Raw genomic sequence first — 25885 nt, forward strand, 5'->3', positions numbered from 1 at the left:
GTCAGTGCTCCTCGTGGGCCGGAGCGTGCCGGCCCGTCGCTCGGACGATGGCTGACTCGACGGCCGCGACGCGGTCGGCGAGCAGGGTGAGGGCCGCCACCGCGCGGGTCAGCGGGTCGTCTCCGGGGCCGCCCGGGGCGCGGGAGCCGACGTGGGCGGTCTTCACCTCCTGCCAGCGGGCGGCCTGTTCGGGGGTGAGGGTGCCGCGCAGCTCCGCCAGCTTCAGCAGGTTGGCCTCGGCGCCGCTGGTGAGGGTCTGGGCCTCGGCCGTGTAGTGATCGGTGAGGACGGCCTCGCGCTCGGCCTCGTTCATGACCGGGCTGAGCCGCTGGGCGATCCGGTTCATGTCGCGGTACGACCCCTGGAGGCGGAACGGCGGCTCGGTGCGGGCCGCTTCGGCCTGGGCGGCGGAGGCGATGTAGGCCGCGTTGACGCGCAGCACGGTGTCGCGGGCCGCGAGCAGGTGGCGCAGGACGGCGAGGGTGCGGTCCCGTTCGGCCGGCGCAAGGGGGGCGGTGAGGCGGTCCGCGCGGGCCGTCGGGTCGGCGGCGGCCAGCCGGACCAGCAGCTCCAGGTCGGCGCGGTCGCGGGCGGCGAGCGGGGCGAGGACCGGGTGGGCGGTCAGCGCGTTCTCGACGAAGCTGAGCGCGAAGACCTCCTCCTTTCCGGTCAGCACGTCGCCGAGGTTCCACACGTCGGCGCGGTTGGCGAGCATGTCGGGCACGCGGAAGCGGTCGCCGGACTCGGTGTAGGGGTTGCCGGCCATGCAGACGGCGAAGCGCTTGCCGCGCAGGTCGTAGGTGCGGGGCTCGCCGTCCCACACGCCGTCGATCCGGCGGGTGGTGTCGCACAGCGGGATGAACCGCTGCAGCAGCTCGGGCGAGGTGTGCTGGATGTCGTCCAGGTACAGCAGGGTGTTGTTGCCGGCCGCCAGCGCGAAGTTGATCTTCTCGATCTCGCGGCGGGCGGTGGCGTCGGGCGCGTCGGCCGGGTCCAGCGAGGTGACGGTGTGCCCCAGCGCCGGGCCGCTGACCCGGACCAGCATCAGGCCGAGCCGGTCGGCGACGTACTCCATGAGCGTCGTCTTGCCGTAGCCCGGCGGGGAGACCAGCAGGAGCAGACCGCCGGTGTCGGTGCGCCGGGACTCTCCGGTGGTGCCGAGCTGGCGGGCCAGGCTGTCGCCGATCAGCGGCAGATACACCTCGTCGACCAGGCGGTTGCGGACGAACGCCGACATGATCCGGGGCCGGTGCTCGGCCAGGCGCAGGCGATCGCGCTCGGCGTCCACCAGGGCGGTGCGGCGGCGCTGGTAGGCGCGGTGGGCGGGCACCTCGTGGCGGGCGAACCGTGCCGTGCGGGCCAGGAACTCGTCCAGGCGCAGCGGCAGCCGCCCCCCTTCGATCCTCGGGTGGGCGCCCAGCAACCCCTCGGCGGTCGCCGTCAGCGGGGCGTCACCGTCGTAGCGGGGCAGGCCGGGACACAGCTCGGCGGCCACCGCCTCGGCCAGCTCCCCCGGGTCCGTCCCGGTCCCGGAGGCGGCGGCGTACGCGGTCAGCCACGCCTCGACCACCTGCCGGCGCGCGGCCGGCTCGGCGAGCGCCCGCAGATCCTCGGCGTACGCCGAACTCCCCACCGCGTGCCGGAACTTCTCCAGCAGAGTTCGCGCGGCCGGCCCGAGCACGAACCCGTCGGGTGGGGAGGTCAGTTCGTCGACGAGATACCCGGCGGCGGCAAGCGGCTCGTCGACGGCGCGCGACGCGGGCCCCCCGGCCGCGGCACACGGCGACGACCCGGCCACGGCAGGCAGCCACGACCCGGCCGCGGCAGGCTGCGACGGCCCGTCGGAAGCGGGCGTCGGCGACCCGGCGGGGGCGTGCGGCACAGGGACGTTTCCGGCGCGGCCCGGCAGCTCGCCGGCCATCGGCACGGCCCGCTGCCCGGCCGGATGCGCGACGGTGGGGCCGGACCCGGCGGCCCCCGGCAGCCCCCCGGCAGCCGGGACGGGCCGCTGCCCGGCCGGCCCCCCGAATGCCCCCGCACACCACTCACCGATCGCCCCCGCCAGCTCCCCCACCAGCTCGGTCAGCGCTCCCGACGCGCCGAAGGCCTCCCGTGCCCGTACCAGCGACGCGGCGCGTCGTGTCCACGCGTCGCGGGTCGCGGGTGTCGTGCCGTGAGCCCAGAAGAGGTGGGCGGTGGCGCGGGCGGCGGGCTCGTGGCGGAGGGTGCCGGCGTCCTCGTACAGGGGGAGCAGGGCGGTGAGGATCGCGGTGGTGTCGTGGTCGTGGACGCCCCGTTCGTACCCCTCGTCGTACGACGCCTGTGCCGCCTCCCGGACCAGCGCGGGCAGGTCGGCCGCGGCGAGGGCGGCCGGGCCGTGCTCGGTGAGGAGGCGGGCGGCCAGGTGCTCGGCGCGGTACACCTCCGGTGACTCGGAGGGCAGGTGGCGGTCCCAGTAGGGGCGGGTGGAGGCGAAGTCCGGGTCCGTGACCGGGGCGCGGTAGTCCGTCCCCGTGACCGCGAAGGCGAGGCCGTCGCCGTGCGGGACGAGCGTGAGGTCGAGGGGCTGGGTGTTGACGGCGAAGCGGTGTCCGCCGAGCAGCAGGGTGCGGCCGTCGTCGGCGTACAGGTCGGTGCGGTCGCGCAGGGCGCGCGCCGCCTCCTGGCGGGCGGCCCTGAGGCGGCCGTCGAGCTCCTCGGCGCGCACGCTGTCGCCGAGCGCGCGCAGCTCACCGGCGGTGCGGCGGACCTTGGCGACCATCGGGTCGGAGGCGAAGCAGGCGGTGACCGCGTCGGCGTCGGGGAGGGTGGCCGCCCGGCGGACGACCGTCTCCAGCACCCGGGCGGCGGAGGCGGCGAGCTGCTCGGCGCGGCGGGCGCGGGCGTCGGCGAGGGACTGCTTGCGGGCGGCGAAGGCCTCGTAGATCTCGGTGCGCCTGCCGTCGAGTTCGGTGAGGAAGTCGTCGAACTCGGCGAACCGGGCGTCCAGGTCCTCCACCCGGCCGAGCAGCGCGGCGAGCTGGTCGTCGCAGGCCTGCGGGCTGTCGGAGGCGGCGAGCGCGGCGGTGACGGCCTGGGCGAGCAGGGCCTTCTCGGCGGCGAACTCGGCGCGGCCCTCGCGGCTTTGCAGGGTGCGGCGGCGGGCGTCGAGGGTGGCGCGGGCCCGGTTGACTCCGCCCAGCACCTCCGCGATCCGCTCCAGCACGGCCGTACGGACGGTGGCGTCGGCGATGTCGAGGCCGGTGACGACCTCGGTGACCGTGCGCAGACCGTCGGCGAGGCCGTCCAGACGGGCCGCGACCGGGGCGGCCGCCGCGGTCGACCCCACGGCGCCCGCCTGCGCCACGAGCTGTTCGACCTCCGCGTGGTGCGCCGCGAAGGCGTCCTCGCGGGACAGGAAGGCCACCGCGCGCCGCCCGAACGCCGCGAGGTCGGCCTCCGTCTCCGCGGCCAGCTCGTCCACCCGGGCGGTGTCCGCGTACCGCTGCTCCTTCAGAGTGAGCAGGTGGCCGTGCGCCTGCCGGAGTTCGGTCAGCCCGCGCACCCAGGCGGCGGCGTCCCGCGGGGCCTCGCCGCGCAGCCGGCGGACCGCGGCGGCGATCCGCTCGGCGGCCTCGCGCAGCGCCTCGGCGGCTCGCCGGGTCAGCTCCTGTACGGTCTCGAACTCGGCCAGCACCTGCTCGGCGGTCTCCCGCACCGCCGCCAAGGGGGTTTGCAGATCGCCCAGTTCGGGCTCGCCCAGCCAGTGGTGGGTGTCGGCGGCCCGGACGCAGGCGGCGGCCAGCGCCCGGTAGCCCTCGCCGGTGCCGATGCCCTCGGTGACGAGCCGGGCGACGCCCAGGCAGTCGGCGAGGCCGCGCACCAGGTCGGCGTTGCCGACCCGGGCCAGCGCGCCGGTGCCGGTGCGCAGGGCGGCCGCGTGGGTGTCGGAGACGTACGGCGAGGTCCACCACTGCACGGGGTGGGTGTGCGCGGGCTCCTCGCCCCCGGTGCGCAGCACGGCGAGGGCGCCGTCCTCGAACAGGGCCCAGCCCCGGCAGGGCAGCGGGGTGGCGACCTCCTTGCGCAGGGTGTTGTACGACAGCAGCAGCGCGCGTTCCCCGGCGCGCGAGCGGAACGCGTACAGCACGTCCTCGCCGTTCGGCGCCCGCACCGCACGCTCGAACTCCAGCCCTTCGGTGCCGAGTTCGTACGTCTTGTGGGCGCCCGTGGCCAGGCAGTGGCCGCCCGGGAACACGATGCCCTGCTCCTCGGGCAGCCGGCGGCAGGCCTGCCCGATGCCGTCGAGCCGGACCACGGTGCGGGTCAGGGAGCTGAACACCAGGTACCGGTCGGTGTCCTCCTTGTACGGCCGGACGCGCAGCAGGAGGAGCGGGCCCACGTGCGCGTGCGCGACGGCCGCGTCGGCGAGCGCCTGCAGCGGCTCCTCGACCGGCTCGGCGTACAGCTCCTCGCCCTCCGGGCCGCGCACGGTGAGGCGTCCGCCGACGGTGGCCACGCCCAGGCCGCCGGGCACGGCGACGTACGGGTCCCGGCCGAGGACGTGGTCCTCGCGGGTGGTGGCGGTCCAGGTGACGTCGTGGGCGGGCGGGAAGGAGTCGTCGCGGTCGCCGCGCGCGTCCAGGAACTCCGCCCGGCCGTCGGGGGTCAGCCGCCAGCGCAGGGCGCGGACGTCGTCGGCCTTGTCGCCGGTGCGGAACACCGCCAGCAGCCGGTCGTCCACGCGGCGCAGCCGCAGCAGCCGGGCCTGCCGGTAGTAGCGGTGCAGCGCCGTGAACTCGCGCACGAACCCCGGGTCGTCGAGCAGCCCGGGCACGGCCTCCTCGGGCAGCCGGCCGAGCTCGCGGTCGTACAGCGCGAGGACGTCGCCGACCGCGGCACCGGTGCCGTCGGCGGTGCGGCCGGTGCCGCCGAAGAGCAGGACGTCCCCGACGGCGGCGACGTCGCACGGCACGCACGCGTGCCCGGTGCGCAGCCGCCCGGTGGCCCGCAGGCCCAGCCCGGCGGAGCCGAACTCCTCGGCGCGGCGGGCGTTGAGGGCCTCCGCGCGGCCGGCCAGCTCGGCCGCATGGGCGCGGAGCCGGTCGCGCAGCACCTCGTAGGCGCCCGCGTCGGCGGTGTCGGCGGTGTCGTACGGGCCCGTCTCGGGGACGGTGGCCATGCGGGTGTTTCCCTTCGGTCGGGACCGGGCGGCGGACCTGCGGACGGGTCGAGGACGCGCCGCGGGGCCGGGCCGCCCACCCCCGTAGGCCGGCCGGGCCCCGCGCGTCCCTCACCGTCAGGCCCGGGCGGTTCCGTTCAGTGCGGTGACCGGGGTGTCCGCCAGGCCCAGTTCCCCGGCGCGGTCGAGGAGTTGACGGAAGCGGGAGGCGTCCGGGCCGCCGGAGTGCATCAGCTTCAGCAGCAGCGCCGACACCGTCAGGTTCTGCGCGTCGGCCGAGCCGAGGGAGCCGAGGACGGACACGAGGTCGTCGGTGAAGCTGCCCGAGCCGTCCAGCCAGGGCTTCGCCAGCGCCTGCGCCGTGAGGGAGCTGTCGACGAAGCCGTCGACGCCCTTGCCGAGCGAGACCGCGGCCACCAGCCGGTCGAAGAAGACCGACTCGCCGCCGACGATGTCGATGTCGGCGTTCTCCAGGCCGGTCGCCAGCACCGTGGCCTGCGCCTCGGCGACCTGCCGCTGGGTCTCCAGGCCGGCCAGCCGGATCTCCTTCTCCGCCTGCAGCCGCAGCCGGTACTCCTCGTGCCCGCGCGAGGCCTCGTCCAGGGCGGCCATCGCGGCGGCCTTCTCGGTGAGACCGGCGGCCTCCGCCTTCAGCTTCTCGCCGATGCCGGTGGCGTCCGCGAGCGCCTTCGCCCGCGCGCCCTCCGCCTCCGCCTTGAGCCGCGCCTCGGTGGCCTCCGCCTCCGCGCGGCCGGCCTTGACGGTGACCTCGGCCTCCTTGTCGCGGACCTGCACGGCCGCCAGGCCCTCGGCGGCGGCCTCCGCCTGGACGCCCTCGGCCAGCCGCAGCTTGGCCCGCGCGTCGAGGTCGGCGGTCTTCAGCCGGGCCTCGGCGAGGGTGAGCTCCTCGGCGGCGCGGTGGGTCGCGGCCTGCTCGGCCGCCTCGGCGGCCTTGATGTCCTTGACCAGCTTCTCCTGCGCCTCCGCCTCGGCGGCGATGACGAGGGCCTGCCGCTCGCGCTCGGCCTCCTCGACCACGCGCAGCTTCTTGATCGACTCCTCCTGCTCGGCCACCGTGCGGTCCACCGCCACCCGCTCCCGGACGACCTCGGCGATCTCCCGCTTCTCCGCCTCGACCTCCTTCTCGGCGGCGATCCTCGTCAGCTGGGTCTCCCGCTCGCGGGCGATGACCTCCAGCAGCCGGTCCTTCTCGATGCGCTCGTTCTCCACGGCGATGACCCGCTCGCGGTTCTTCGCGGCGACCGCGATCTCCCGGGCCTGGTTCTCCCGCTGCACCCCCAACTGCTCCTCGGTGCGCAGGAAGGCGCCCTGGGAGCGCAGCCGCTCCTCCTCCACCACGCGGGCGGTCTCGGCCTCCTCGCGGGCCCGGGACGTCTCGATCTCCCGCTTCTGCTTGATCTCGGCGTCCGCCTGCCGGCGCTGCAGCTCCAGGATGGCCTCACGGGCGTCGACGTCCTGGCGGGTGATCTCCTTCTCCTCCGTGCGCCGGGCCTCGTTGGTGCGCACGTGCTCCACCGCCGTCAGCTCGGTGATCTTGCGGATGCCCTGTGCGTCGAGCACGTTGGCCGGGTCGAGCTGGGCGAGCGGGGTCTGCTCCAGGTAGTCGATCGCGGCGTCCTCGAGGTGGTAACCGTTGAGGTCGACACCGATCAACTCGATGATGTGGTAACGGAGTTCCTCGCGCTTGGTGTACAGGTCGGTGAAGTCCATCTGCTTGCCGACGGTCTTCAGCGCCTCGGAGAACTTCGCGTGGAACAGCTCCTGCAGCGTGTCCTGGTGGCTGGCGCGCTCGGTGCCGACGGACTGGGCGACCTTGATGACGTCCTCGACGGTCTTGTTGACCTTCACGAAGAACGAGATCCGGATGTCGGCGCGGATGTTGTCCCGGCAGATCAGTCCGTCGCGGCCGGAGCGGCTGATCTCGATGGTCTTCACCGAGATGTCCATGATCTCGGCCTTGTGCAGCACCGGCAGCACGACCTGCCCGGTGAAGGTCACGTCGACCGTGCGGGTCCGGGACACGATCAGCGCCCGGCCCTGGTCCACCTTCCGGTACAGCCGGGAGAACGCGACCAGCGCGAGCACGGCGACGACGAGACAGGCGGCGACGAGCACGCCGAGGGCTTCCATGGCATACGTCCCTGTGGTCAGACGATGAAGAGGAAAGCCCCCTGGCCCGGTGCCGGGCACCTGCCGGTGTCCGGCACCAAAGCCATCCGTGGTGCTCCCCGCCGGGGATGGTGCACCTGCGGCGCACGCCCGCGCATTGCCGGTTTCCGGCAGCGTTCATTAGGGTCTCGATGCCGGACAGGCGCCAAGAAGGCGTCACCGGCGCGTCAACATCACGGGGGAACGGGGGCGGTGTGACGGAACAGGCGATACCGGAGCACTATCTGGACGGCTACGTGCGCACGCTGGCCGAGGTGGCGGCCACCGGGCGCCGACTGACCCGGGAGGAGCTGACCGCGCGCCGACGGCTCGGCGAGCAGGCCGCCGAGGCCGGGCACGGGCTGCGCGCCCTGGTCGTCGCCCACCTGGCCGCCGCCCGCGCCGCCTGGCCCGGCGCGCCCGGCTCGGCCGACAGCGCCCTGTCCGCCGTGCAGCAGGCGATCGACGCGTTCGCCGAGGGGTACGAGCGGGCCCAGCGGCTCGCCGTGCGCCGCGAGGAGGCGGCACGGCGGGAGTTCATCGACGACCTGCTCTACGGGCGCAGCGACCTGGGCCGGCTCGCCGAACGCGCCGAACGCTTCGGCCTGCGGCTCTCCCGGGGGCACGCGGTGGCGGTCGCCGAGGGGCCGGCGACGTACGCCGAGGGCGATCCGGCGACCCGGCAGGTGGAGCGGGCAGTGCTGGCCCGGTTCGACACCCGGAGCATCCTGCTGACCACCAAGAACGGGCGGCTGCTGTGCGTCGCGCCCGGCGACGAGGACGACGTCCTCGCCCACTTCGCCCGGCAGGCGTGCGCGGTGGGCTGCCGGGTCGCCGTCGGGCGCCCGCAGCCCGGGCCCGGCGGGGTCGTGCAGTCGTACGAGGAGGCTCTCGCGACCCTGGAGATGGCGGCGCGGCTCGGCCTGGAGGGGCCGGTGCTGCACGCCGCCGATCTGCTGGTCTACCCGGTGCTGGCCCGCGACCGGCAGGCCCTGGCCGACCTCGTCTCGCACACCTTCGGCCCGCTCACCTCGGCCCGCGGCGGCCCCGGGCCGCTCCTGGACACCCTCACCGCCTACTTCGACTCCGGCTGCGTCGCCGCCGAGGCCGCCCGCCGCCTCTCCCTCAGCGTGCGCGCCCTGACGTACCGCCTGGAACGCATCCACAAACTCACCGGCGCCGACCCCGCCGACCCCGCCCACCGCTACATGCTCCAGACAGCCGTCATCGGAGCCCGCCTCCTGGACTGGCCGGCCAGGCAGTTGTGAGCACGTACCGGCCCGAGCAGGTCTTACGGAGCCGTGACGTGGCGGCGCCGTCGACCGTCCCGGGCGGTGCGCGGGCCTAGCGTGGACCCATGCGTGTGCTGGTCACCGGCGGGGCCGGGTTCATCGGGTCACATGTCGTCGACGCGCTGCGGGCGCGCGGGCACGAGGCGGTCGTGTACGACGTCCGGGACGACCCCGGCGCCGACGTGCGCGACCCGGCGGCCGTCGCCCGGGCCCTGGCCGGCGTGGACGCCGTCTGCCACCAGGCGGCCCAGGTCGGCCTCGGCGACGGGGTCAGGGACGCGGCCGAGTACGTCTCCCGCAACGACCTGGGCACCGCCGTGCTCCTCGCCGCGATGGACGGGGCCGGGGTGCGGCGGCTGGTGCTGGCGGGGTCGATGGTGGTCTACGGGGAGGGCCGCTACGAGTGCCGTGACCACGGCCTGGTGCGGCCCGGCCCGCGTGACCCGGCCGACCTGGCGGCGGGCCGGTTCGAGCCCGGGTGCCCGGTGTGCGGCGCGCCGCTCGCCCCCGGCCTGGTCGGCGAGGACACCCCGGCCGACCCGCGCAACGTGTACGCCGCGACCAAGCTCGCCCAGGAGCACCTGTGCGCCGCCTGGGCCCGCTCCACGGAGGGCACCGCGGTCTCCCTGCGCTACCACAACGTGTACGGCCCCGGGATGCCCCGGGACACCCCGTACGCCGGCGTCGCCTCCTTCTTCCGCTCGGCCCTCCGGCGCGGGGAGCCGCCCCGGGTGTTCGAGGACGGACGGCAGCGGCGCGACTTCGTGCACGTGCGGGACGTGGCCGCCGCCAACGTGGCCGCCCTGGAGGCCGGACCCCGCCCGGGCACCCTCACGGCGTACAACACCGGCAGCGGCGAACCCCGCACGGTCGGCGACCTGGCCACCGCCCTCGCCACCGCCTGCGGCGGCCCGGAGCCCGTGGTCACCGGCGAGTACCGCCTCGGCGACGTCCGCCACATCACCGCCGACTCCACCCGCCTGCGCACGGAACTGGGCTGGAAGCCGGAGGTGACCTTCGAGGACGGCATGCGGGAGTTCGCCCGGGCGCGCTGAGCCGCCGGTTGCTGCCCTCACGTGCCGTACCGCCTTCGGCCCGACGAAGCCGGGACTACGCCTGCGCCGCCGGCAGGGTGACCTCGAAGCGGCAGCCGCCGGGGATGTTGTGGACGGTCGTCCGGCCTCGGTGGGCCTCCACGATGCCCCGGACGATCGCGAGGCCTAGCCCCGCCCCGGCCGGTGGGGTGCGGGCGTCCGTGCCGCGCCAGCCGGTGTCGAAGACGCGGGGCAGATCCTCCTCGGGGATGCCGCCGCAGCCGTCCGTCACCGACAGCACCACCCCGTCGCCGGCCCGCTCGGCGGCGACGGCGACCGTGCCGTCGGCGGGCGTGCGGTGGATGGCGTTGACCAGCAGATTGGCGAGGACCCGGCTCATCTCCCTGCCGTCGACCTCCACCGGCACCGGCGCCACCTGCTCGCCGACCAGCCGTACGCCGTGCTCGCGGGCGAGCGGGCCGACCCCCGCGAGGGCGTCGCCGACCAGGTCGTACAGCGAGACCCGGGCGGGGTTCAGCGGCAGCGTCCCCGCGTGGATGCGGGAGAGCTCGAAGAGATCGCCGACCATGTCGTTGAGGCGTTCCACCTCGGTGCGGATCTGCTTGAGGTAGCGGCCGGGGTCCGCCCCGACCCCGTCCTCCAGCGCCTCCGCCATCGCCCGCAGCCCGGCGAGGGGCGTGCGCAGGTCGTGCGAGATCCAGGCGACGAGCTCCCGCCGGGAGGTCTCCAGGGCCCGCTCGCGTTCCCGCGAGGCGGCCAGCCGGGCGCTGGTCGCGGCCAGCTCCCGGCTGAGCGCGTCCAGTTCGGCGGTGGCCGGGACGGCGGGCGCGGCGAAGGCGCCGCCGTCACCGAAGTCCCGGGCCGCCTCGGCGAGTTCCCGGCTGCGGGCGACGACCCAGCGGCCCAGCAGCAGCGCCGTGACCAGGGAGACGACCGCCGCCATGGCGACGACGGTGGTGACGACCCGCAGGTCGTGCGCGGACAGGAACATCGCCTGTGCCACGGCCAGGGTCCCGGCGAGCATCGCCACCACACCGACGGCGGCCACCACCGCGAGCGAGGCGGTGAGGGAGCGGCGCCGGATCAATCGCAGCACGCCCGCCCCGACGAGGCCGGTGGCGGCGGCGCCGAGGAAGGCGCAGAGGGCGATGAGCAGGGTGTCGCGCATGTCAGCGGCCCTCCGGTCCGGTGGGGTCGAAGCGGTAACCGACGCCCCACACCGTCTGGATGAGGCGGGGCCGGGCGGGGTCGTCCTCGACCTTGCCGCGCAGCCGGCGGACGTGGACGGTGACGGTGGACAGGTCCCCGAAGTCCCAGCCCCACACCTCCCGCATCAGCTCCTCCCGGCCGAACGCCCGCCCCGGGTGCCGCAGGAGAAACGCGAGCAGGTCGAACTCGCGGAGGGTGAGGGCGAGTTCGGTGCCGTTCTTGGTGGCGCGGCGGCCGGCCGGGTCGACACTCAGGCCGCCGGCGCGGAGCGGGCCCAGCTCGGCCCGGGCCGGGACCGGCCGGGCGCGGCGCAGCACCGACTCCACCCGCAGCACCAGTTCGCGCGGGCTGAACGGCTTGGTGACGTAGTCGTCGGCGCCGACCTCCAGACCGAGGATGCGGTCCTCCTCGTCGCCGCGCGCGGTCAGCATGACGACCGGGACCGGCCCCCGCTCGCGCAGCCGCCGGCACACCTCCAGGCCGTCCATGCCGGGCAGCATCAGGTCCAGCACGACCAGGTCCGGCCGGTGCGCGGCGGCCCGTTCCAGGGCGGCGGGGCCGTCGGCGGCCCGGTCCACGACGAATCCGGCCCGGTCGAGATACCCGGCGACGACTTCGGCGACGGTCGGGTCGTCGTCCACGACGAGGATCCGGCCGGGGGCACGCTCGTGCGGTGCGGGGCCCGGCTTCGTCCCCGGTTCCGTGCCCGTGCCCGTCTCCGGTGGTGAGGTGTGCGGCTGCTGCATGTCTCCACCCTGGCACCGTGCGGGGCGGTGGGCTCGGGAGCGACGGCGACGTCCGTGTTCCGTAAGGAGTGGATGTCCGGTTCGAGGTGGTTCTGCTTCGTAGGGTGAGCGACGTGAACGCCTCACCGCCACCTCCCGACGTGGAGGTCGTCCTGCCGTGTCTGAACGAGGCCGAGGCCCTGCCCTGGGTACTGGCCCGGATCCCGGACGGCTGGCGGGCCCTCGTCGTGGACAACGGCTCCACCGACGGCTCCGCCGGCCTCGCCCGTGCCCTCGGCGCCACCGTCGTCCGCGAGGAGCGGCGCGGGTTCGGCGCCGCGTGCCATGCCGGGCTGACGGCCGCCACCGCCGACATCGTGTGCTTCTGCGACTGCGACGCCTCGCTGGACCCCGGGCAGCTGGTCCCGTTCGTGCGCGAGATCCGCGCCGGCCGGGCCGACCTCGTGCTGGGCCGGCGCCGGCCGCGCAGTCACGGCGCCTGGCCGGCCCACGCCCGCGCCGGCAACCTCGCGCTCGCCCGGCTGCTGCGCCGCCGCACCGGCCTGCGCCTGCACGACCTCGGCCCGCTGCGTGCCGCTCGCCGCGAGGAGCTGCTCTCCCTCGACCTCACCGACCGGCGCAGTGGCTACCCCCTGCAGATGGTGGTGCGCGCCGCCGACGCCGGCTGGCGCATCACCGAGCACGACGTGCCCTACCTGCCCCGCACGGGCACCTCCAAGGTCACCGGCACCTGGAGAGGCACGTGGCAGGCGGTACGGGACATGAGGGCGGTCCTGAACGAACCGGCCCGACTGCCGGACGGCGGGGGTGGCCCGCGCAGTTCCCCGCGCCCCTGAGGGGTTGCCGTGCCGTTCGCTGCAGGGCCGCCGTCGCGGATGCGCGCACGGCTGCGGGCCGCGGCCGTCGAACGCGAGCGCGGACCGGCGCATCCCGCCCCGCCCAGCCCCCACACCGGTCACCAGCACAGGAAGGTCAGGATGACCACCCTCCTCGTCATCGCCAAGGAGCCCAGGCCGGGCCGGGTCAAGACGCGACTCACCCCGCCCTTCAGCCCCGCCCAGGCCGCCGCCCTGGCGGAAGCCGCCCTCGTGGACACCCTGCGCGCCGTCGCGCAGGCACCGGCCGGCCGCCGTGTCCTCGTGCTGGACGGCCGGCCGGGCCCCTGGCTGCCTCCCGGCTTCGACGTCGTACCGCAGTGCGCGGGCGGCCTCGACGACCGCCTCGCCGACGCCTTCGCCCGCTGCTCGGGCCCCGCCCTGCTGGTCGGCATGGACACCCCGCAGCTCACTCCCGACCTGCTGGACGTGGACTTCGCGGACTGCGACGCCTACTTCGGCCCGGCGGAGGACGGCGGGTTCTGGGCGCTGGGCCTGTCCCGCCCCGAGCCCGCGCTGCTGCGGGGGGTGCCCATGTCGTCGCCGGTGACCGGAGCCGTGCAGCGCGAGCGGCTGCTCGCCGCCGGGCTGCGCGTGCGGGACCTGCCACGCCTGCGGGACGTCGACACCGCCGCCGACGCCCACGCCGTCGCCGCCCTCGCCCCGCACGGCAGCTTCGCCGCCCGCCTGGCGGACTGCACGCAGGCAGGCCCCCGATGAGCACGGCTCCGGGCCGGACGGCAGCCCCCCGCACCCGATGTCCCGCACCCGCGGAAGGCCCGGCCGAGGCGGCAGCGGCCCACACCCGTCAGGACTGGGCCGCCGACCCCTACGCCGTCGCCCTGCGCACCGGCCGCGGCCCCCTGTTCCTGCGCCGCACCGACGGCTGGCTCCTGCCCCTGGAGGTGGAGCGCTGGTGTGCAGGCGCCGATCCCGTGGACCGCGCGGTGCTGGACCGCTGCGAGGGCGCCGTCCTGGACGTCGGCTGCGGTCCGGGCCGCCTGGTGGCGGAGCTCGCCGCCCGGGGCCGTACCGTCCTCGGTGTCGACGTCAGCGACGCCGCCGTCACCCGTACGGTCACCGTCGGCGGCCAGGCGCTGCGCCGCTCGGTGTTCGACCCGCTGCCCGGCGAGGGCCGCTGGGACACCGTGCTGCTCATGGACGGCAACATCGGCATCGGCGGCGACCCGGCCGTCCTCCTCCACCGCATGGCCCAACTCCTCCGCCCCGGAGGCCTGTTGATCGCCGAGTGCGCCCCACTGGACGTCGACGAACGCACTCTCGTCCAGGTCACGGGCGGCACCGAGGGGCTCCCGCCCGGCCGGCCGTTCCCCTGGGCCCGCATCGGCACCCCCGCCCTGCTGCGCCTCGCGGCCCGCGCACACTGGCGGGCGTCGGCTCAGTGGGCGGCCGGCGACCGCCGCTTCGTCGCCCTGCGCACCCGTACGGCCAGCAGCAGCGCCGAGCCGCCGAAGAGCACGGCCGTGATCAGCAGCCAGCGGCCGAGGAAGACGTCGGCGGACATACCGGTGGCGGACCGGTAACGCCGGTCCACCATCCCGCTGATCAGCGGGAACCACACGAGCAGCAGCAGCCCCGACAGCGCGGCCGGCACCCGCACGTACGGCAGCCACGCGCGCCGCCCGGCCGCCCCGAGCCCGCCCACGACCGCCCGGTCCAGGGCCGCGTACAGCGGCAGCAGCACGAGATCGTGCAGCAGCGCGGCCCCGACGATCCACAGCGCCACCCCGAACCAGTCGCCGGCGAGCAGCCGGACACCGGCGTACGCGGCGAGCGCGAACGAGCAGGCGAGCAGCAGCAGGTGCAGCGGGCTGCCGACCGGCAGACGGACGAACGGCGCGGGACGGGGGGCCGCAGCGGGGCGGCGGAACAGCGCGGGGCGGCGGGACATCACAGCTCTCCGAAGGTCAGCCGGGCCACCCACTTGGTGTTCAGCACGCCGGGCGCGGCGGGCACGATGATCCGCGCCGGGTGGCCGTGGTCGGGGGACAGCTCCTCGCCGTTGACGTGGAGGGCGAGCAGCGAGCGCGGGTCGGCGACCTGGTTGGCGCGCAGGGCCCCGCGCCGGAAGGCGCCGTGCCGTTGCAGGGACTCCACGAAGAGGTCCGGCGGGTCGCCGTCGTACCCGACGAGCGCCGCGAGGTCGCGCAGCCGCACCCCGCGCCACCACTGGTCGGCGGTCGACCAGCCCTCCACGCAGGCGATCGGCAGCGAGGAGCTGTGCTGGGGCATGGCGAGCAGCTCGGCGCGGCTGAGGCGGACGGTGCCGGTGCGCCCGGTGACGACGAGCCGCCAGGCGTCCTCGTGCGTGTCGGCCGGGGTGATCCCGGCGTAGGCGGCGGTCTTGTTGATCTGGAATCCGTTCGGACCGCCGCCCGGGTCGGGCCCCCCGTGCGGCGCGAGCAGGGCCGTACGCCGCCACGGTCCGCCCAGGCTCTGCCCCACCGTGGTCAGGAACAGCAGCAGCGAGCCGCCGCCGACCAGTCCCAGCGCGCCCCGCCGGGAGACGGTCGGGGCCGCCGGACGCGGCGCCACGAGGTCACTCCCGTCGCGCGTCCGCCGCCGAACGGCCCGTACGACCGCCGGAGCCTTCAGCACGGCGTGCGCCACGAACGCGGCGAAGAACACCCACGCGCCGTAGAAGTGGAGGGGGTAGAAGGAGCCCGGGAAGACGTAGTCGAGCTGGACGTTGAGCAGCCCGGTGGTGAACTCGAACAGCCCGCCCCCGACGAGCAGCAGCAACGAGATCCGCTCCAGGGCGTGCGCGAGCGAGCGGGCCGGCGGCAGCGCGAACAGCCTCGGCACCACCGACCACAGCTTGGCCAGCAGCACCGGGACGAGGGTGATGCCGAGGGTGACGTGGACGCCCTGGGTGAGCCGGTACAGCCACACCGGTCCGGTCGGCCAGGCGAAGAGGTAGAAGCCGAGGATCCCCTTGTCCGGGGTCTGGTCGTTCACCGGGGACAGGCCCGGGTTGTAGGCCGCGTACGACACGAGGCCGGTCACGAAGAGCACGGTGATGCCGGCGAGCAGGACGAGCCCGAGCACCGAGGTGAACCACGGGCCGCGCAGGGGGCTGCGCCAGAAGCCGGGGGCGGTGGGAAACCGGGGACGAGGGTCGCGCATGTCTCGACCGTAGGCCGGAAAGCACCCGGCGCAGGCCCCGCAACCCATGACGAAACGCTGACGTCAGCCCCGTACGGCGGCTTCCGCGCGCCCTCGCGGCCTAGCGTTCCGCTGTGACCCGCCCCCGCCCCGCCGCCACCCGCTCCCCGTCCCGCGACCCGTACGCCACCGCCCGCTCCTCGCACCGCGACCTGTGGGCCGCCGCAGGCGCGGCCCTGCTCGTGACGGCGGCCGTGCTGATCGGCCGCCACATCCAGGACACCCGGCACACCCTCTTCGTGCACTGGCCGCCGCTGCTGGCCGAGTGGGACCCGCATGTGGGCCCCGGCACCCCGGCCGCCGTCCTGCTGGGAGCGGCCGGCGTGGCGTACGGGCCGTTGCTGGCCGCCCGCCTGCCCTGGCGCGCCCTGCTGGCCACCGCCTGGGCGGCCGCCACGGCCTGGATCCTCTCCCTCGCCCTCGTCGACGGCTGGCGGCAGGGCGTCGCGGGACGGCTCACCACGCACAACGAGTACCTCCGCGTCGTCGGCCGCTTCCACGACATCCCGGCCACCCTGCGCGACTTCACCCACCACATCGTCAGCGGCACCCCGCACCCCTGGCCCGCCCACGTGGCCGGCCATCCCCCGGCCGCCCCGCTCACCTTCGTCCTCCTGGACCGCATCGGGCTGCACGGCGGCGGCTGGGCCGGCATGTGGTGCGTTCTGCTGGGCGCCTCCGCGTCCGTGGCCGTCCTGGTGACGGTCCGCGCCCTGGCCGACGAGACCCTGGCCCGCCGCGCGGCCCCCTTCCTGGTCCTGGCCCCGGCGGCGGTCTGGCTGGGCACCTCCGCCGACGCCTACTTCGCGGCGGTGGCCGCCTGGTCGGTGGCCCTCCTCGCCCTCGCGGTCACCGGGCGCTCGCCCGCCCTGTCCGCGGCCTCCGGCCTGCTCCTGGGTCTGACCTGCTACCTCTCCTACGGCCTGACGCTCATCGCCCTCCTCGCCGGCACGGTCCTGCTCATCTCCCGCAAGGAGGTCCGCCTCCCCCTCGTCCTTGCGTTCCTGGCCGGACTGGCCGTCGTCCCCCTGGCGTTCACGCTCGCCGGGTTCAACTGGTGGACGGCGTACCACCTGTTGGTCATCCGCTACTACCAGGGCGTGGGCGGCACCCGCCCCTACGGCTACTGGGTGTGGGCCAACCTGGCCTGTACGGCGGTCATCACGGGCCCGGCGACGGCGGCGGCCCTCGGCCGCACGGGCACCGCGCTCAGGCACCGCACGCAGCCGTCCCACACCCGCCTGGCGCTGCTGGTGTGCGCCGGGCTGCTGGCGCTGCTGATCGCCGACGTGTCGGGGATGAGCAAGGCGGAGACCGAGCGGATCTGGCTGCCGTTCGCGCTCTGGCTGCTGCCGGCGTGCGCGTACCTGCCCCGGCCACGGGCCTGGCTGACCGGCCAGGCGCTGCTGGCACTGCTGCTGAACCATCTACTGCTGACGGGGTGGTGAGGGGGCCGACCGACATCGCCGCCTCGGTGACGAAAGCAGCATCCTGCGGGACTGCTGCCAGGTCTCCGACTCGACGCCCGCGCACCTGGGCGGCCCTCACCCTGACGGGCCGCCGGGCGCTGTCGGGTCATCTGGCGGCCCTGGAGCAGATCGCGTCGGCGGCCCGCAGCGCGGGAGCGGAGTCCCGGTCGCAGTCCCGGTCGGGAAGGCGCCCACCGGCCCCCTGACAGCTCAGGGGGCCCGTCAATACTCCTCGTCGTCCTCGGTCTTCGTCCGCCGGGTACGGCCGGACTCGGGCGGCACGCCCCCTTCCTCGGTCTCGACGGGACGGGTGCGGCCGGGCTCGGGCAGCTCGGCCATCTCGGACCGCACGAGCAGGACGTCGCCGATGAACAGGTCGTAGATCAGGACCCCGATGACCCCGCCGATCAGCGGACCGACGATCGGGATCCACCAGTAGTCGCTGAACGCGCCGGGCACGCTCCCCGGCAGCGCCAGACTGCCCCAGCCCGCCGCGTACGTGAACAGACGCGGCCCGAAGTCACGGGCGGGGTTGATCGCGTAGCCCGCGTTCGCGCCGAAGGACATGCCGATGGCGGCGACCGCGAAGCCGATGATCAGCGGGCCGAGGTTGGCCTTCACGGCCTGGTTGCGCAGGTCGATGACGGCGACGACCAGCATCACCAGGAAGGCCGTACCGACGATCTGGTCGATCAGCGGTCCCGCGACGCCGCCGTTGAAGTACGGCGCCGGGAAGGTCGCGAAGATGGAGAACGTGGCGAGCGTGTGCCCGTTCGTCTTCGGACCCTTGGCCGCGGAGTCGAAGGCGTCGATCGCGTTGTGGTACACGAGGTAGACCAGGGCCGCTCCGGTGAACGCGCCGACGAGCTGCGCGAAGACGTACGGCACGACCTTGGCCCAGGCGAACCCGCGGCGCACGGCCATGGCCAGGGTCACCGCCGGGTTGATGTGGGCGCCGCTGACGCCGCCGGCCACATAGACGCCGAAGACGACCGCCATGCCCCAGCCCCAGGTGATCAGCAGCCAGTCGCCGGCCGCGAGGAAGATCGTCGTGGGGGTGGCGGCACGGCCCGAGCCGGGCAGTGCGGCGACCGCCATCGCGACCGAGCCGCAGCCGAAGGCGATGAGGACGAAGGTTCCCAGGAACTCCGCCAGACACTCGCCCAGCAGGCCTCCTCGGCTTCTCAGCTGGGAGGGCTTGATGAGCGGAGGGATTTCGACAGCCATTGAGGCCCCCTTGAAGAGAGCAGTACGGCCAACATCACCATCTTGGCCCACAAACACTCTTCACGCAGTGCGGCGCCCTTCCGGGGGCCGTCGGGGGCTCAACCGTCCAGGTCGTCGGCGTAGTGCCGAAAGCCGCGCCGGCCCTGGTGCATGCCCCACAGCACATCGGCGAGCACGGCCGGGTCCTTGCGCACATGCCCCGGGGTGATGGCGCCCGGGATGATCAGCTGGGCGACATGGATCCCCTCGGGCGCCAGGCGCTCGTGCAGCAGATGCCCGTAGGCACTCTCCGCGGCGAACGCGATCGAGGTGCCGGCGCGGTCCGGGTGCGGTACGGCGGCGGTGCCCCCGTTGACGAAGAGGATGGTGCCGCGGCCCAGCGCCCGCATGCCCGGCAGCACCTGCTGCACGGCGGCGACCGGTCCGTAGACCGAGAACTCGATCGGGCCCAGCAGGTCCCGGTGCCGGGTCTCCAGCACGGGCCGCATGAAGTCCCGGTGCGGGACGGGGCTGTACTGCAGCACCTCCACGGTCCCGAGCGCGGTGGCCGCGGCCTTCAGGGCGGCGACGAGCTCCTCGGGCCTGCGCACATCGGCAGGGAAGCCGCGCGCGTCGACGCCGTCCCCGCCCAGCTCGCCGACGAGGGCTCCCAGCCGCTCCCGGTCCCGGGCGACGAGCGCGATGCGGAACCCCTCCCGCCCGAACCGCCGGGCCACAGCGGCCCCCAGCCCCGGCCCGGCCCCGACAACGGCCACACACCTCATCCCCCCATCCTTGCCCGCCCCCTCCCCACCCACCACCTGCGCCTGGCGCCGGCCGGGATCGCGTCCCGGACCACCGGCCCTGGCTGCAGTTCCGGTGGGTGCTCGACGTGACCGGTGACGACCCGGTGCGGCAGGCCCGGGCGCTTGCCGGGCGGATCGCGGCCGAGGACCCGCGCGAGGCGGGCGACGTCTGCGGGGGGGGCGCAGGAGGCCGCCCGCCGGCTCGGGTATCCCTGGCCGCCGCGGTCGAGGGGCTGACTACTGGCTCTGGACGCCCCTCAGCTTCTCCGGGTTCACCTGCAGGCGCAGGTTGGTGATGCGCTCGTCCGTCAGGTCGAAGGTGAGGGCCGCCCTCGGGTGGTCGTCGACGGTGAACAGGAGGCCCAGTTCGCCGTTGATGCAGGTGCGGCGGAAGGTGAGGCCCGCCGACTGGGGCTTCGCCAGGATGCCGAGGATCCACCTGGCCACGCGGTCGCGGCCGTGGATCGGGCGGCGGGCCGCGGTGACCTTGCCGCCGCCGTCCGACCAGCACGTGACGTCCGGTGCCAGCAGCTCCATCACCGCGTTGAGGTCCCCGCCCGCGCACGCCTCGATGAACTGCTCGGTGACCCGGGCCCGGCGGCCGGGGTCGGTGTCGTAGCGGGGGCGGCGGGCCTGGACGTGGGAGCGGGCGCGGTGGGCGATCTGGCGCACGGTGGGCTCGGGGCGGTCCAGGATGCCGGCGATCTCCGCGTGGGAGTAGCCGAAGACCTCGCGCAGCACGAACACCGCCCGCTCCACCGGGGTCAGCGTCTCCAGGACCACCAGCATCGCCGTCGAGACGCTGTCCGCCCGTTCCGTCTCCTCGGCCGCGTCCGGCGAGGTCAGGAGGGGTTCCGGGAGCCAGGGGCCGACGTACTGCTCACGTCTGGCCCGGGCCGAGGTCAGGCGGTTCAGGGAGAGGTTCGTGACCGTGCGGACCAGGTAGGCGCGGGGGTTGCGGACCGTGCGGCGGTCCACCGCGTTCCAGGCCAGCCAGGTGTCCTGCAGCACGTCCTCCGCGTCCGTCACGCTGCCCAGCATCCGGTACGCCGTCGAGAACAGCAGCGACCGGTGTGCGAGGTACGGGTCCGGCTCCCCGTCGCCGTGCGGCTCCGGATCCGGTCCTGTGCCCTGCTGGTACGGGCGGTCCGTGCTCTTCTCCATGTCCACTCCCCAGGGGTCCCCGTCTGTCACCTCCGTGGAACGGACGGGCGCCCCCGGACGTGACACCACCAGGGTATGGCGCGCGTCACGGCGTCCTCTGCTCCGGACGGTACGTCGCCAGGGCCCAGATCACGAAGAAGTCGATTCCGATCATGATCAGGGACCAGATCGGCAGGTACGGCAGGAACAGGAACTGGGCGATGATGCTCAGCGACGCCAGCGCGATGCCGACCGCCCGGGCCCACTCGGCCTCCTTGAGGATGCTCGCGCCGGTGACGACGGCTATCGCGCCGAGGATCACGAGGATCCAGCCCCAGCCGGTGAGGTTGATCCGGTAGACGTAGCCGTCGATGTGGGCCCACACGGTGTCCGCGGCGATCGCGGAGATGCCCTGGAGGATGGCGAGGATGCCCTCAACCAGCAGGAGCACCCCCGCGAAGACCGCGCCGCCCGCGGCCAGGCCGCCGTGCGGTGCCGGGGCCGCCGGTTGGGTGGTGTGCTGTGTCATGGCCGTACCTCCGCCGTGGTCGTCGTCCCGAGTCGGTCCTACGTACGACGATCCGGCGGAGCCGGCCGAGTGACCACGGGGGTTGCTCCGGGTGGGTGAACGGCGCGGGCCCGAGGTGCGGTCAGGCCATCCAGAAGAAGACCGCCGTCATCCGCTTCTCCTCCAGCGTCCGCCCGGAGTAACCGGTCGCGCTGTGCACGAGGTTGGCGTTGTAGAGGAGGAGGCGGTTGTGGCGGTGGGGCACGCGGACGTCCTCCTCGAAGGCGTCCGGGGTGACGAAGCGGGTGCCGAGGGCCTCGACGAGGTTGTTGTGCGGGGCCTGGACGACGTTGCCGCCGAGCCGGCCGCCGGGCAGGGACTGGCGGTAGAAGCTGGTGCCGCAGTCCTTGGGCACGTGCGGGTTGAGATAGAGGACGGCCGCGTACCGGCACAGGGCGCGGGAGTCGGTGTGCGGGCGCGGTTCGCTCTCGCCCTCGCCGACGACCTGGACGCAGTTGTGGTTGAGGGTGCCGCCGCCGGGCGCCTGCTGCACCCACAGCTCCTTGGCGCCGGTCTCCTTCTTCACCAGGCGTTCGACGCGGGCCAGTTCACCCGGTTCCAGGCCGGGCATGGCGCGCAGGCCGGGCCAGGTCTCGGAGGTGTAGGGGTAGCCCTTGACCCAGTCGTCCTTGGCCAGACACCGCTCCCGTACGGCATCGACGTCCGGCAGCACGTCGTCCAGCACCCAGTAGTCGCGCCCCTTGGTGGGCTTGCGGTAGGGCAGCACGGGAAGGGCGGCCGGCATCCGGGGAGGTGGCTGTGGGGGCATGCGGCGAATCTAGGCCTGGGCAGACGCGGCTTCTCCCGATGAACGGTCAACCTTTCCCCAACCGTTTGTCATGGACATTAATGGGACGGCAACGACACTCCCGCGATCGTCCCGCGCTGACCCGGCGACAGTTTTTACCCGACGCACAGAGACGGATGGCGTTCCCATCCGTACTGCTGTGTGTCCGAACCGCCTGCTGGCGGGATCCACGACCGGGCAGGAGGCACGGTGCGCTTTTCGCGGAACGCGACGGGAACTCTCTTCGTGGGCGGTGCGATGGCCCTGACGCTGGGCGCACTCGCCTACCCGAGCATGCTCGGCGTGAACACCGTCTCCAGCGACCCGCAGCGGATCATCGCGCAGACGCAGTGGGGGCCGCTCACCGAGGGCGACCGCGACTTCGTCGTCAAGGTGCGGGCCGCCGGCCTGTGGGAGTACCCGGTCGGCCAGATCGGGCTGCAGAAGGGCACCACCAAGGGTGTCCTCGAGGCCAGCAAGCACCTGATCGACGGGCACGCGGCGCTGGACGCGAGCTGCCGCAAGATCGCGCCGATGCTGAACATCACGCTGCCCAACATCGCGAGCCCCCAGCAGGAGGGCTTCGTCACCCAGTTGAAGGGGGACACCGGCAAGCAGTTCGACACGGACTTCGCCAACATCCTGCGGATGACGCACGGCTCGATCTTCAACACGATCGCGAAGATCCGGTCGACGACGAAGAACTCGCTGGTGCGGGCGCTGGCCGACCAGGCCAACGACACCGTGCTCGACCACATGACCGTGATGGAGAAGACGGGCCTGGTCGACTTCGACCAGACCCTCTTCCAGCAGACCACCCCGCCGAAACTGCCGTCCAACGACCTGACCCCGCCGCCCCCGGCGGCGGGCCAGCCGGAAGTGGTGCTCACGCCGCCGCCGAACGCCACGTCCACCCCGCTGGACCTCAGCGGCCTCTCCGGCGGCGGCAACGGCGGCGGCGCCACCCCCGCCCCCAGCCCGACGGCGGGCTAGGCGAGCCAGACGGTGGTGTCGGGGGGCAGCACTCCGCCCTCCGGCAGTTCCGTGCTGGCCAGGCGCACCTCACCGGACGGCAGCGGTACGGGCCCGTCGGTGAGGTTGGTGACGCAGCGCCAGGTCTCGGTGCGGACGAAGTCCAGGACTCCGGGTGGGGCGTCCGGCGTCCAGGTGAGCGTCTCGCCCTCCAGCAGCTTGCGGCGCAGCCGCAGCGCGGTGCGGTACAGCTCCAGGGTCGAGCCCTCGGTGCCGGCCTGTGCCGCCACCGCGTACGCCGCGAAGGACTCCGGCTGCGGCAGCCAGGCGGCGCCGGGCCCGAAGCCGTACGACGGTCCGGTCGTCGTCCACGGCAGCGGCACCCGGCAGCCGTCGCGGCCCTTGCGGACGTGGCCCGTCTGCTCCCAGATCGGGTCCTGGAGCACCTCGGTGGGCAGATCGGCGACCTCGGGCAGACCGAGTTCCTCGCCCTGGTAGACGTACGCCGATCCGGGCAGCGCCAGCATCAGCAGGGTCGCGGCGCGCGCCCGGCGCAGGCCCGCCCGCGGGTCGACGGCCGGGGCCCGGCCGCCGGACAGCAGCCAGGCGTTGCCGTCGGTGCCCGGCGGCAGCATGAGGCGGGAGGCGTGCCGTACGACGTCGTGGTTGGACAGCACCCAGGTGGCGGAGGCACCGGCGGCACGGGCCGTGGCGAGCGAGGAGGTGATGACCTCGCGCAGTTCCCCGGCGTCCCAGCCGGCCTGCAGGTACTCGAAGTTGAAGGCCTGGCCGAGTTCGTCCGGACGGGCGTACAGGGCGCGGCGGGCGTCCGGCACCCAGGCCTCGGCGACGGCGGTGCGGGGCGGGGAGTAGGCGTCGAAGATCTTGCGCCAGTCGCGGTAGATCTCGTGGACCTCGTCGCGGTCCCAGTACGGGTGGCTGCCGGGCGGGACGCGCAGCAGGGCCTCCTCGCCGGTGACGCCGATGCCGCCGACGTCCCGCAGCGGTTCGCCGAGGTCCTTGGCCAGGCCGTGGGCGACGTCGATGCGGAAGCCGTCGACGCCGCGGTCGGACCAGAAGCGCAGGGTGGTGCGGAAGTCGGCGCGGACCTCCTCGTTGTCCCAGTTCAGGTCGGGCTGTTCGGGCGCGAACAGGTGCAGGTACCACTCGCCGTCGGGGATGCGCCGCCAGGCGCTGCCACCGAAGACGGACTGCCAGTCGGTGGGCGGGAGTTCGCCGTGGGCACCGCGGCCGGGCCGGAAGACGTAGCGCTCGCGGGCGGCGGAGCCGGGGCCGGCCCGCAGTGCCTGCTGGAACCAGGGGTGCTGGTGCGAGGTGTGGTTGGGCACGATGTCGACGACGACCTTCAGGCCCAGCCGGTGAGCCTCGGAGACCATGGCGTCGAAGTCGTCCAGGGTGCCCAGGCGCGGGTCGACGTCCCGGTGGTCGGCGACGTCGTAGCCGCCGTCGGCCAGTTCGGAGGGGTAGAAGGGGCTGAGCCACAGGGCGTCGACGCCGAGCGTGGCGAGGTGGGGCAGGCGCTGGGTGATGCCCCTGAGGTCGCCGAGGCCGTCGCCGTCGGCGTCCGCGAAACTGCGGGGGTAGACCTGGTAGATGACGGCCTGGCGCCACCAGTCGGGGTTCCTGGACGAGAGGTCTGCCATAGGTGCTCCGTTCGGGCGGGACGACGGAAAGCCGACAGTACAGACTCTGTCCACATTGCCCGGAAAGGGAACCTTCGCATGGTGCGGAGTGGATCACTCCCTGTGTGATGAAGTTGTGACGGCCTTCTGAACGGCCGCTGGATTACCGCAGGTTGACAGGTTTCAACAGTGCACACGACCATGTGCTCACGCTGTGGCGCATGTGACCAGTGGGCCCGGTGTTTCTTCGACGTTCTGCTGCTCCGCCATGCGCCCACGGGCTCATGGCTGCCCAGCTCATGAGCTTCTGCGATGGGATATCCATGTCCATAGCCAGACGTGTCACCGCACGCCGCCTGCTGGGGACGGGCGCCGCGTCCCTCGTCCTCTGCGCCGCCTCCGTCGCCGCCGCCTCCGGTGCCTGGGCCCACGGGACGCCCGGCGGTGACGGCTGGAAGGCCGGCGGCCACTACGCGCCGGGGACGGGCGCGGGCACCGAGACCGGCACCGACCGCTGCCAGTTCTCCCTGGACGGCGAGCACTTCTACGACTCGGTGAAGGTGGACGACCAGAATCTGAAGCCGACCCAGGACGGCAAGGTCCACATCACGGTGCGCGCCGCCGGTGACGCGGCCACCTGCACCGCCTCGCTGGCGTCCTACCTGGCCCACGGGGCCACCTTCGCCACCTCGGGCGAGCAGGTCTTCGTCGACTTCGACACGGTGAGCGTCAAGCAGGGGCAGACCGACACGCTCGACATCGCGGTGCCGGACGCGGGGTGCTTCGCGCAGATCGACCTGTACCGGGGTGCGGTGAAGTTCGACGGCAGGCTCGACGCGCACGACGGCTTCGAGCACGGGGACCTGCCCAAGGGCCCGGACCACCCGGTCATCAAGGACAAGCTGATCGCGGCCTGGAACGGCGGCACGAAGGACTGCAGCACCGAGTCCTCGCCGTCCCCGTCCCCGTCGCAGAGCGCCCCCGCCTCGTCCTCGCCGTCCACGCCGGCGGAGGGCTCCTCCTCGCCGTCGCCGACCCCGAAGGAGTCGTCCTCCACCGGCACGCCGACCCCGGTCTCCTCCGAGTCCAGCGCAGCCCCCACCCCGAACGGCGGCGGCGGTGACCTGGCGGAAACGGGCGGTGGCGGCAACACCGGCCTGCTCGCCGGGGGAGCGGCGGTCCTGCTCGCAGGCGGCGCCGCCTTCGTCGTCCTGAGCCGCCGCAAGAAGACGGCCCGGGGCTGAGTTCCGCTCCGCGGTCGCCGCGCCGGTACCCGTGGCACAGGACCGGGCCGACCGGCTGACACCCGGCCGTCGGGCGCCGCTGCACAAGGTGGCGCGCGCCCGACGGCACGACCGGCGAAGACCGCACAGCAGGCCGCCGCCTGACGGCAGCCTGGCGGGGTTCGCCGGCTGGGGCAGACGGCTGTTCGGGGTGAGTCGTCCGGCCGCCCGGGGTACCCAGGGCCGCGTGCGGTTCCCCGGGGCGTGCGTGGGCGGTCTCTCAGCCGCGCGCGGCCTGTGAGGACCGGTCCTCGGGGACGGGCCGTCGGCCGTGTGGTCGGCGAACCCCGCCAGGCTGCCGCCACACAACCCGCA

Annotated in this window: 19 protein-coding genes; 8 read left to right on the forward strand and 11 right to left on the reverse strand. The window is 74.4% G+C overall.

The genetic code is table 11. The annotated features are described in order from the left end of the window. Position 1: 1 nt before the first annotated feature. Together ACZ404_RS31825 and ACZ404_RS31830 are read right to left on the reverse strand one after the other, a co-directional pair. On the reverse strand, positions 2–5161 hold the full coding sequence (locus ACZ404_RS31825) for a DNA repair ATPase (protein ID WP_468445938.1): 5160 nt from the start codon (positions 5159–5161) through the stop codon (positions 2–4). Positions 5162–5278: 117 nt separating this feature from the next. Then, entirely contained in the window at positions 5279–7312 is a 2034-nt protein-coding gene (locus tag ACZ404_RS31830; protein WP_468445940.1) for a flotillin family protein, read from the reverse strand. A gap of 233 nt (positions 7313–7545) precedes the next feature. Here ACZ404_RS31830 and ACZ404_RS31835 point away from each other — a divergent pair, with 233 nt between their 5' ends. Then, positions 7546–8598 (forward strand): PucR family transcriptional regulator, encoded by a 1053-nt coding sequence (locus ACZ404_RS31835; RefSeq protein WP_468445942.1) that lies wholly within the window; start codon positions 7546–7548, stop codon positions 8596–8598. Positions 8599–8687: 89 nt separating this feature from the next. Beyond that, on the forward strand, positions 8688–9677 hold the full coding sequence (locus ACZ404_RS31840) for an NAD-dependent epimerase/dehydratase family protein (protein WP_468445944.1): 990 nt from the start codon (positions 8688–8690) through the stop codon (positions 9675–9677). A gap of 55 nt (positions 9678–9732) precedes the next feature. Here ACZ404_RS31840 and ACZ404_RS31845 read toward each other — a convergent pair whose 3' ends face one another. Both ACZ404_RS31845 and ACZ404_RS31850 read right to left on the reverse strand, forming a co-directional pair. Beyond that, the gene (locus tag ACZ404_RS31845) at positions 9733–10845 is read right to left on the reverse strand and encodes a sensor histidine kinase (protein ID WP_468445946.1); all 1113 of its coding nucleotides are present in this window, start codon (positions 10843–10845) and stop codon (positions 9733–9735) included. Between the two features lies 1 nt (position 10846). Continuing rightward, entirely contained in the window at positions 10847–11632 is a 786-nt protein-coding gene (locus ACZ404_RS31850) for a response regulator transcription factor (protein WP_468445948.1), read from the reverse strand. A gap of 104 nt (positions 11633–11736) precedes the next feature. On the opposite strand from ACZ404_RS31850, the gene ACZ404_RS31855 reads away from it, so the two are divergent. From ACZ404_RS31855 to ACZ404_RS31865, 3 genes are all read left to right on the forward strand, one after another. Then, a complete protein-coding gene (locus ACZ404_RS31855) occupies positions 11737–12468 on the forward strand; it encodes a glycosyltransferase family 2 protein (protein ID WP_468445950.1) in 732 nt (243 codons plus the stop codon). Positions 12469–12609: 141 nt separating this feature from the next. Beyond that, positions 12610–13227: a TIGR04282 family arsenosugar biosynthesis glycosyltransferase gene (locus ACZ404_RS31860; protein WP_468445952.1), complete on the forward strand. Its 618-nt coding sequence runs from the start codon at positions 12610–12612 to the stop codon at positions 13225–13227. Beyond that, positions 13224–14051, forward strand: a complete 828-nt coding sequence (locus tag ACZ404_RS31865) for a class I SAM-dependent methyltransferase (RefSeq protein ID WP_468445954.1) — start codon at positions 13224–13226, stop codon at positions 14049–14051. The genes ACZ404_RS31860 and ACZ404_RS31865 overlap by 4 nt, the downstream gene beginning before the upstream one ends. Positions 14052–14418: 367 nt before the next feature. On the opposite strand, the gene ACZ404_RS31870 is transcribed toward ACZ404_RS31865, so the two are convergent. Then, positions 14419–15654: a molybdopterin-dependent oxidoreductase gene (locus ACZ404_RS31870; protein WP_468445956.1), complete on the reverse strand. Its 1236-nt coding sequence runs from the start codon at positions 15652–15654 to the stop codon at positions 14419–14421. Positions 15655–15767: 113 nt separating this feature from the next. On the opposite strand from ACZ404_RS31870, the gene ACZ404_RS31875 reads away from it, so the two are divergent. After that, positions 15768–17141, forward strand: a complete 1374-nt coding sequence (locus ACZ404_RS31875; RefSeq protein WP_468445958.1) for a hypothetical protein — start codon at positions 15768–15770, stop codon at positions 17139–17141. A gap of 243 nt (positions 17142–17384) precedes the next feature. Here ACZ404_RS31875 and ACZ404_RS31880 read toward each other — a convergent pair whose 3' ends face one another. The 5 genes from ACZ404_RS31880 to ACZ404_RS31900 form a co-directional block, all read right to left on the reverse strand. After that, positions 17385–18389 (reverse strand): MIP/aquaporin family protein, encoded by a 1005-nt coding sequence (locus ACZ404_RS31880; RefSeq protein WP_468445960.1) that lies wholly within the window; start codon positions 18387–18389, stop codon positions 17385–17387. A 98-nt stretch (positions 18390–18487) separates the two neighbouring features. Continuing rightward, positions 18488–19153 carry an SDR family NAD(P)-dependent oxidoreductase gene (locus ACZ404_RS31885; protein WP_468445962.1) on the reverse strand — a complete coding sequence of 222 codons (666 nt, stop codon included), beginning with the start codon at positions 19151–19153 and terminating at the stop codon, positions 18488–18490. Between the two features lie 258 nt (positions 19154–19411). Beyond that, complete coding sequence (locus tag ACZ404_RS31890) at positions 19412–20338, reverse strand: RNA polymerase sigma-70 factor (RefSeq protein WP_468445964.1); 927 nt, start codon at positions 20336–20338, stop codon at positions 19412–19414. A gap of 85 nt (positions 20339–20423) precedes the next feature. Beyond that, on the reverse strand, positions 20424–20846 hold the full coding sequence (locus ACZ404_RS31895; protein WP_468445966.1) for a DUF7144 family membrane protein: 423 nt from the start codon (positions 20844–20846) through the stop codon (positions 20424–20426). Between the two features lie 121 nt (positions 20847–20967). Beyond that, complete coding sequence (locus tag ACZ404_RS31900) at positions 20968–21654, reverse strand: DUF6445 family protein (RefSeq protein WP_468445968.1); 687 nt, start codon at positions 21652–21654, stop codon at positions 20968–20970. 264 nt (positions 21655–21918) lie between these two features. On the opposite strand from ACZ404_RS31900, the gene ACZ404_RS31905 reads away from it, so the two are divergent. Next, a complete protein-coding gene (locus tag ACZ404_RS31905) occupies positions 21919–22665 on the forward strand; it encodes a DUF4142 domain-containing protein (protein WP_468446063.1) in 747 nt (248 codons plus the stop codon). Here ACZ404_RS31905 and ACZ404_RS31910 read toward each other — a convergent pair. Continuing rightward, the gene (locus ACZ404_RS31910) at positions 22662–24308 is read right to left on the reverse strand and encodes a glycoside hydrolase family 13 protein (protein ID WP_468445970.1); all 1647 of its coding nucleotides are present in this window, start codon (positions 24306–24308) and stop codon (positions 22662–22664) included. The two genes, ACZ404_RS31905 and ACZ404_RS31910, sit on opposite strands and share 4 nt — an antisense overlap. 302 nt (positions 24309–24610) lie before the next feature. Between ACZ404_RS31910 and ACZ404_RS31915 the strand changes: the two genes are divergently transcribed. Then, positions 24611–25531: an LAETG motif-containing sortase-dependent surface protein gene (locus ACZ404_RS31915; RefSeq protein ID WP_468445972.1), complete on the forward strand. Its 921-nt coding sequence runs from the start codon at positions 24611–24613 to the stop codon at positions 25529–25531. Positions 25532–25885: the final 354 nt, after the last annotated feature.

This window comes from Streptomyces sp. NPDC030798 (genome assembly GCF_055572275.1).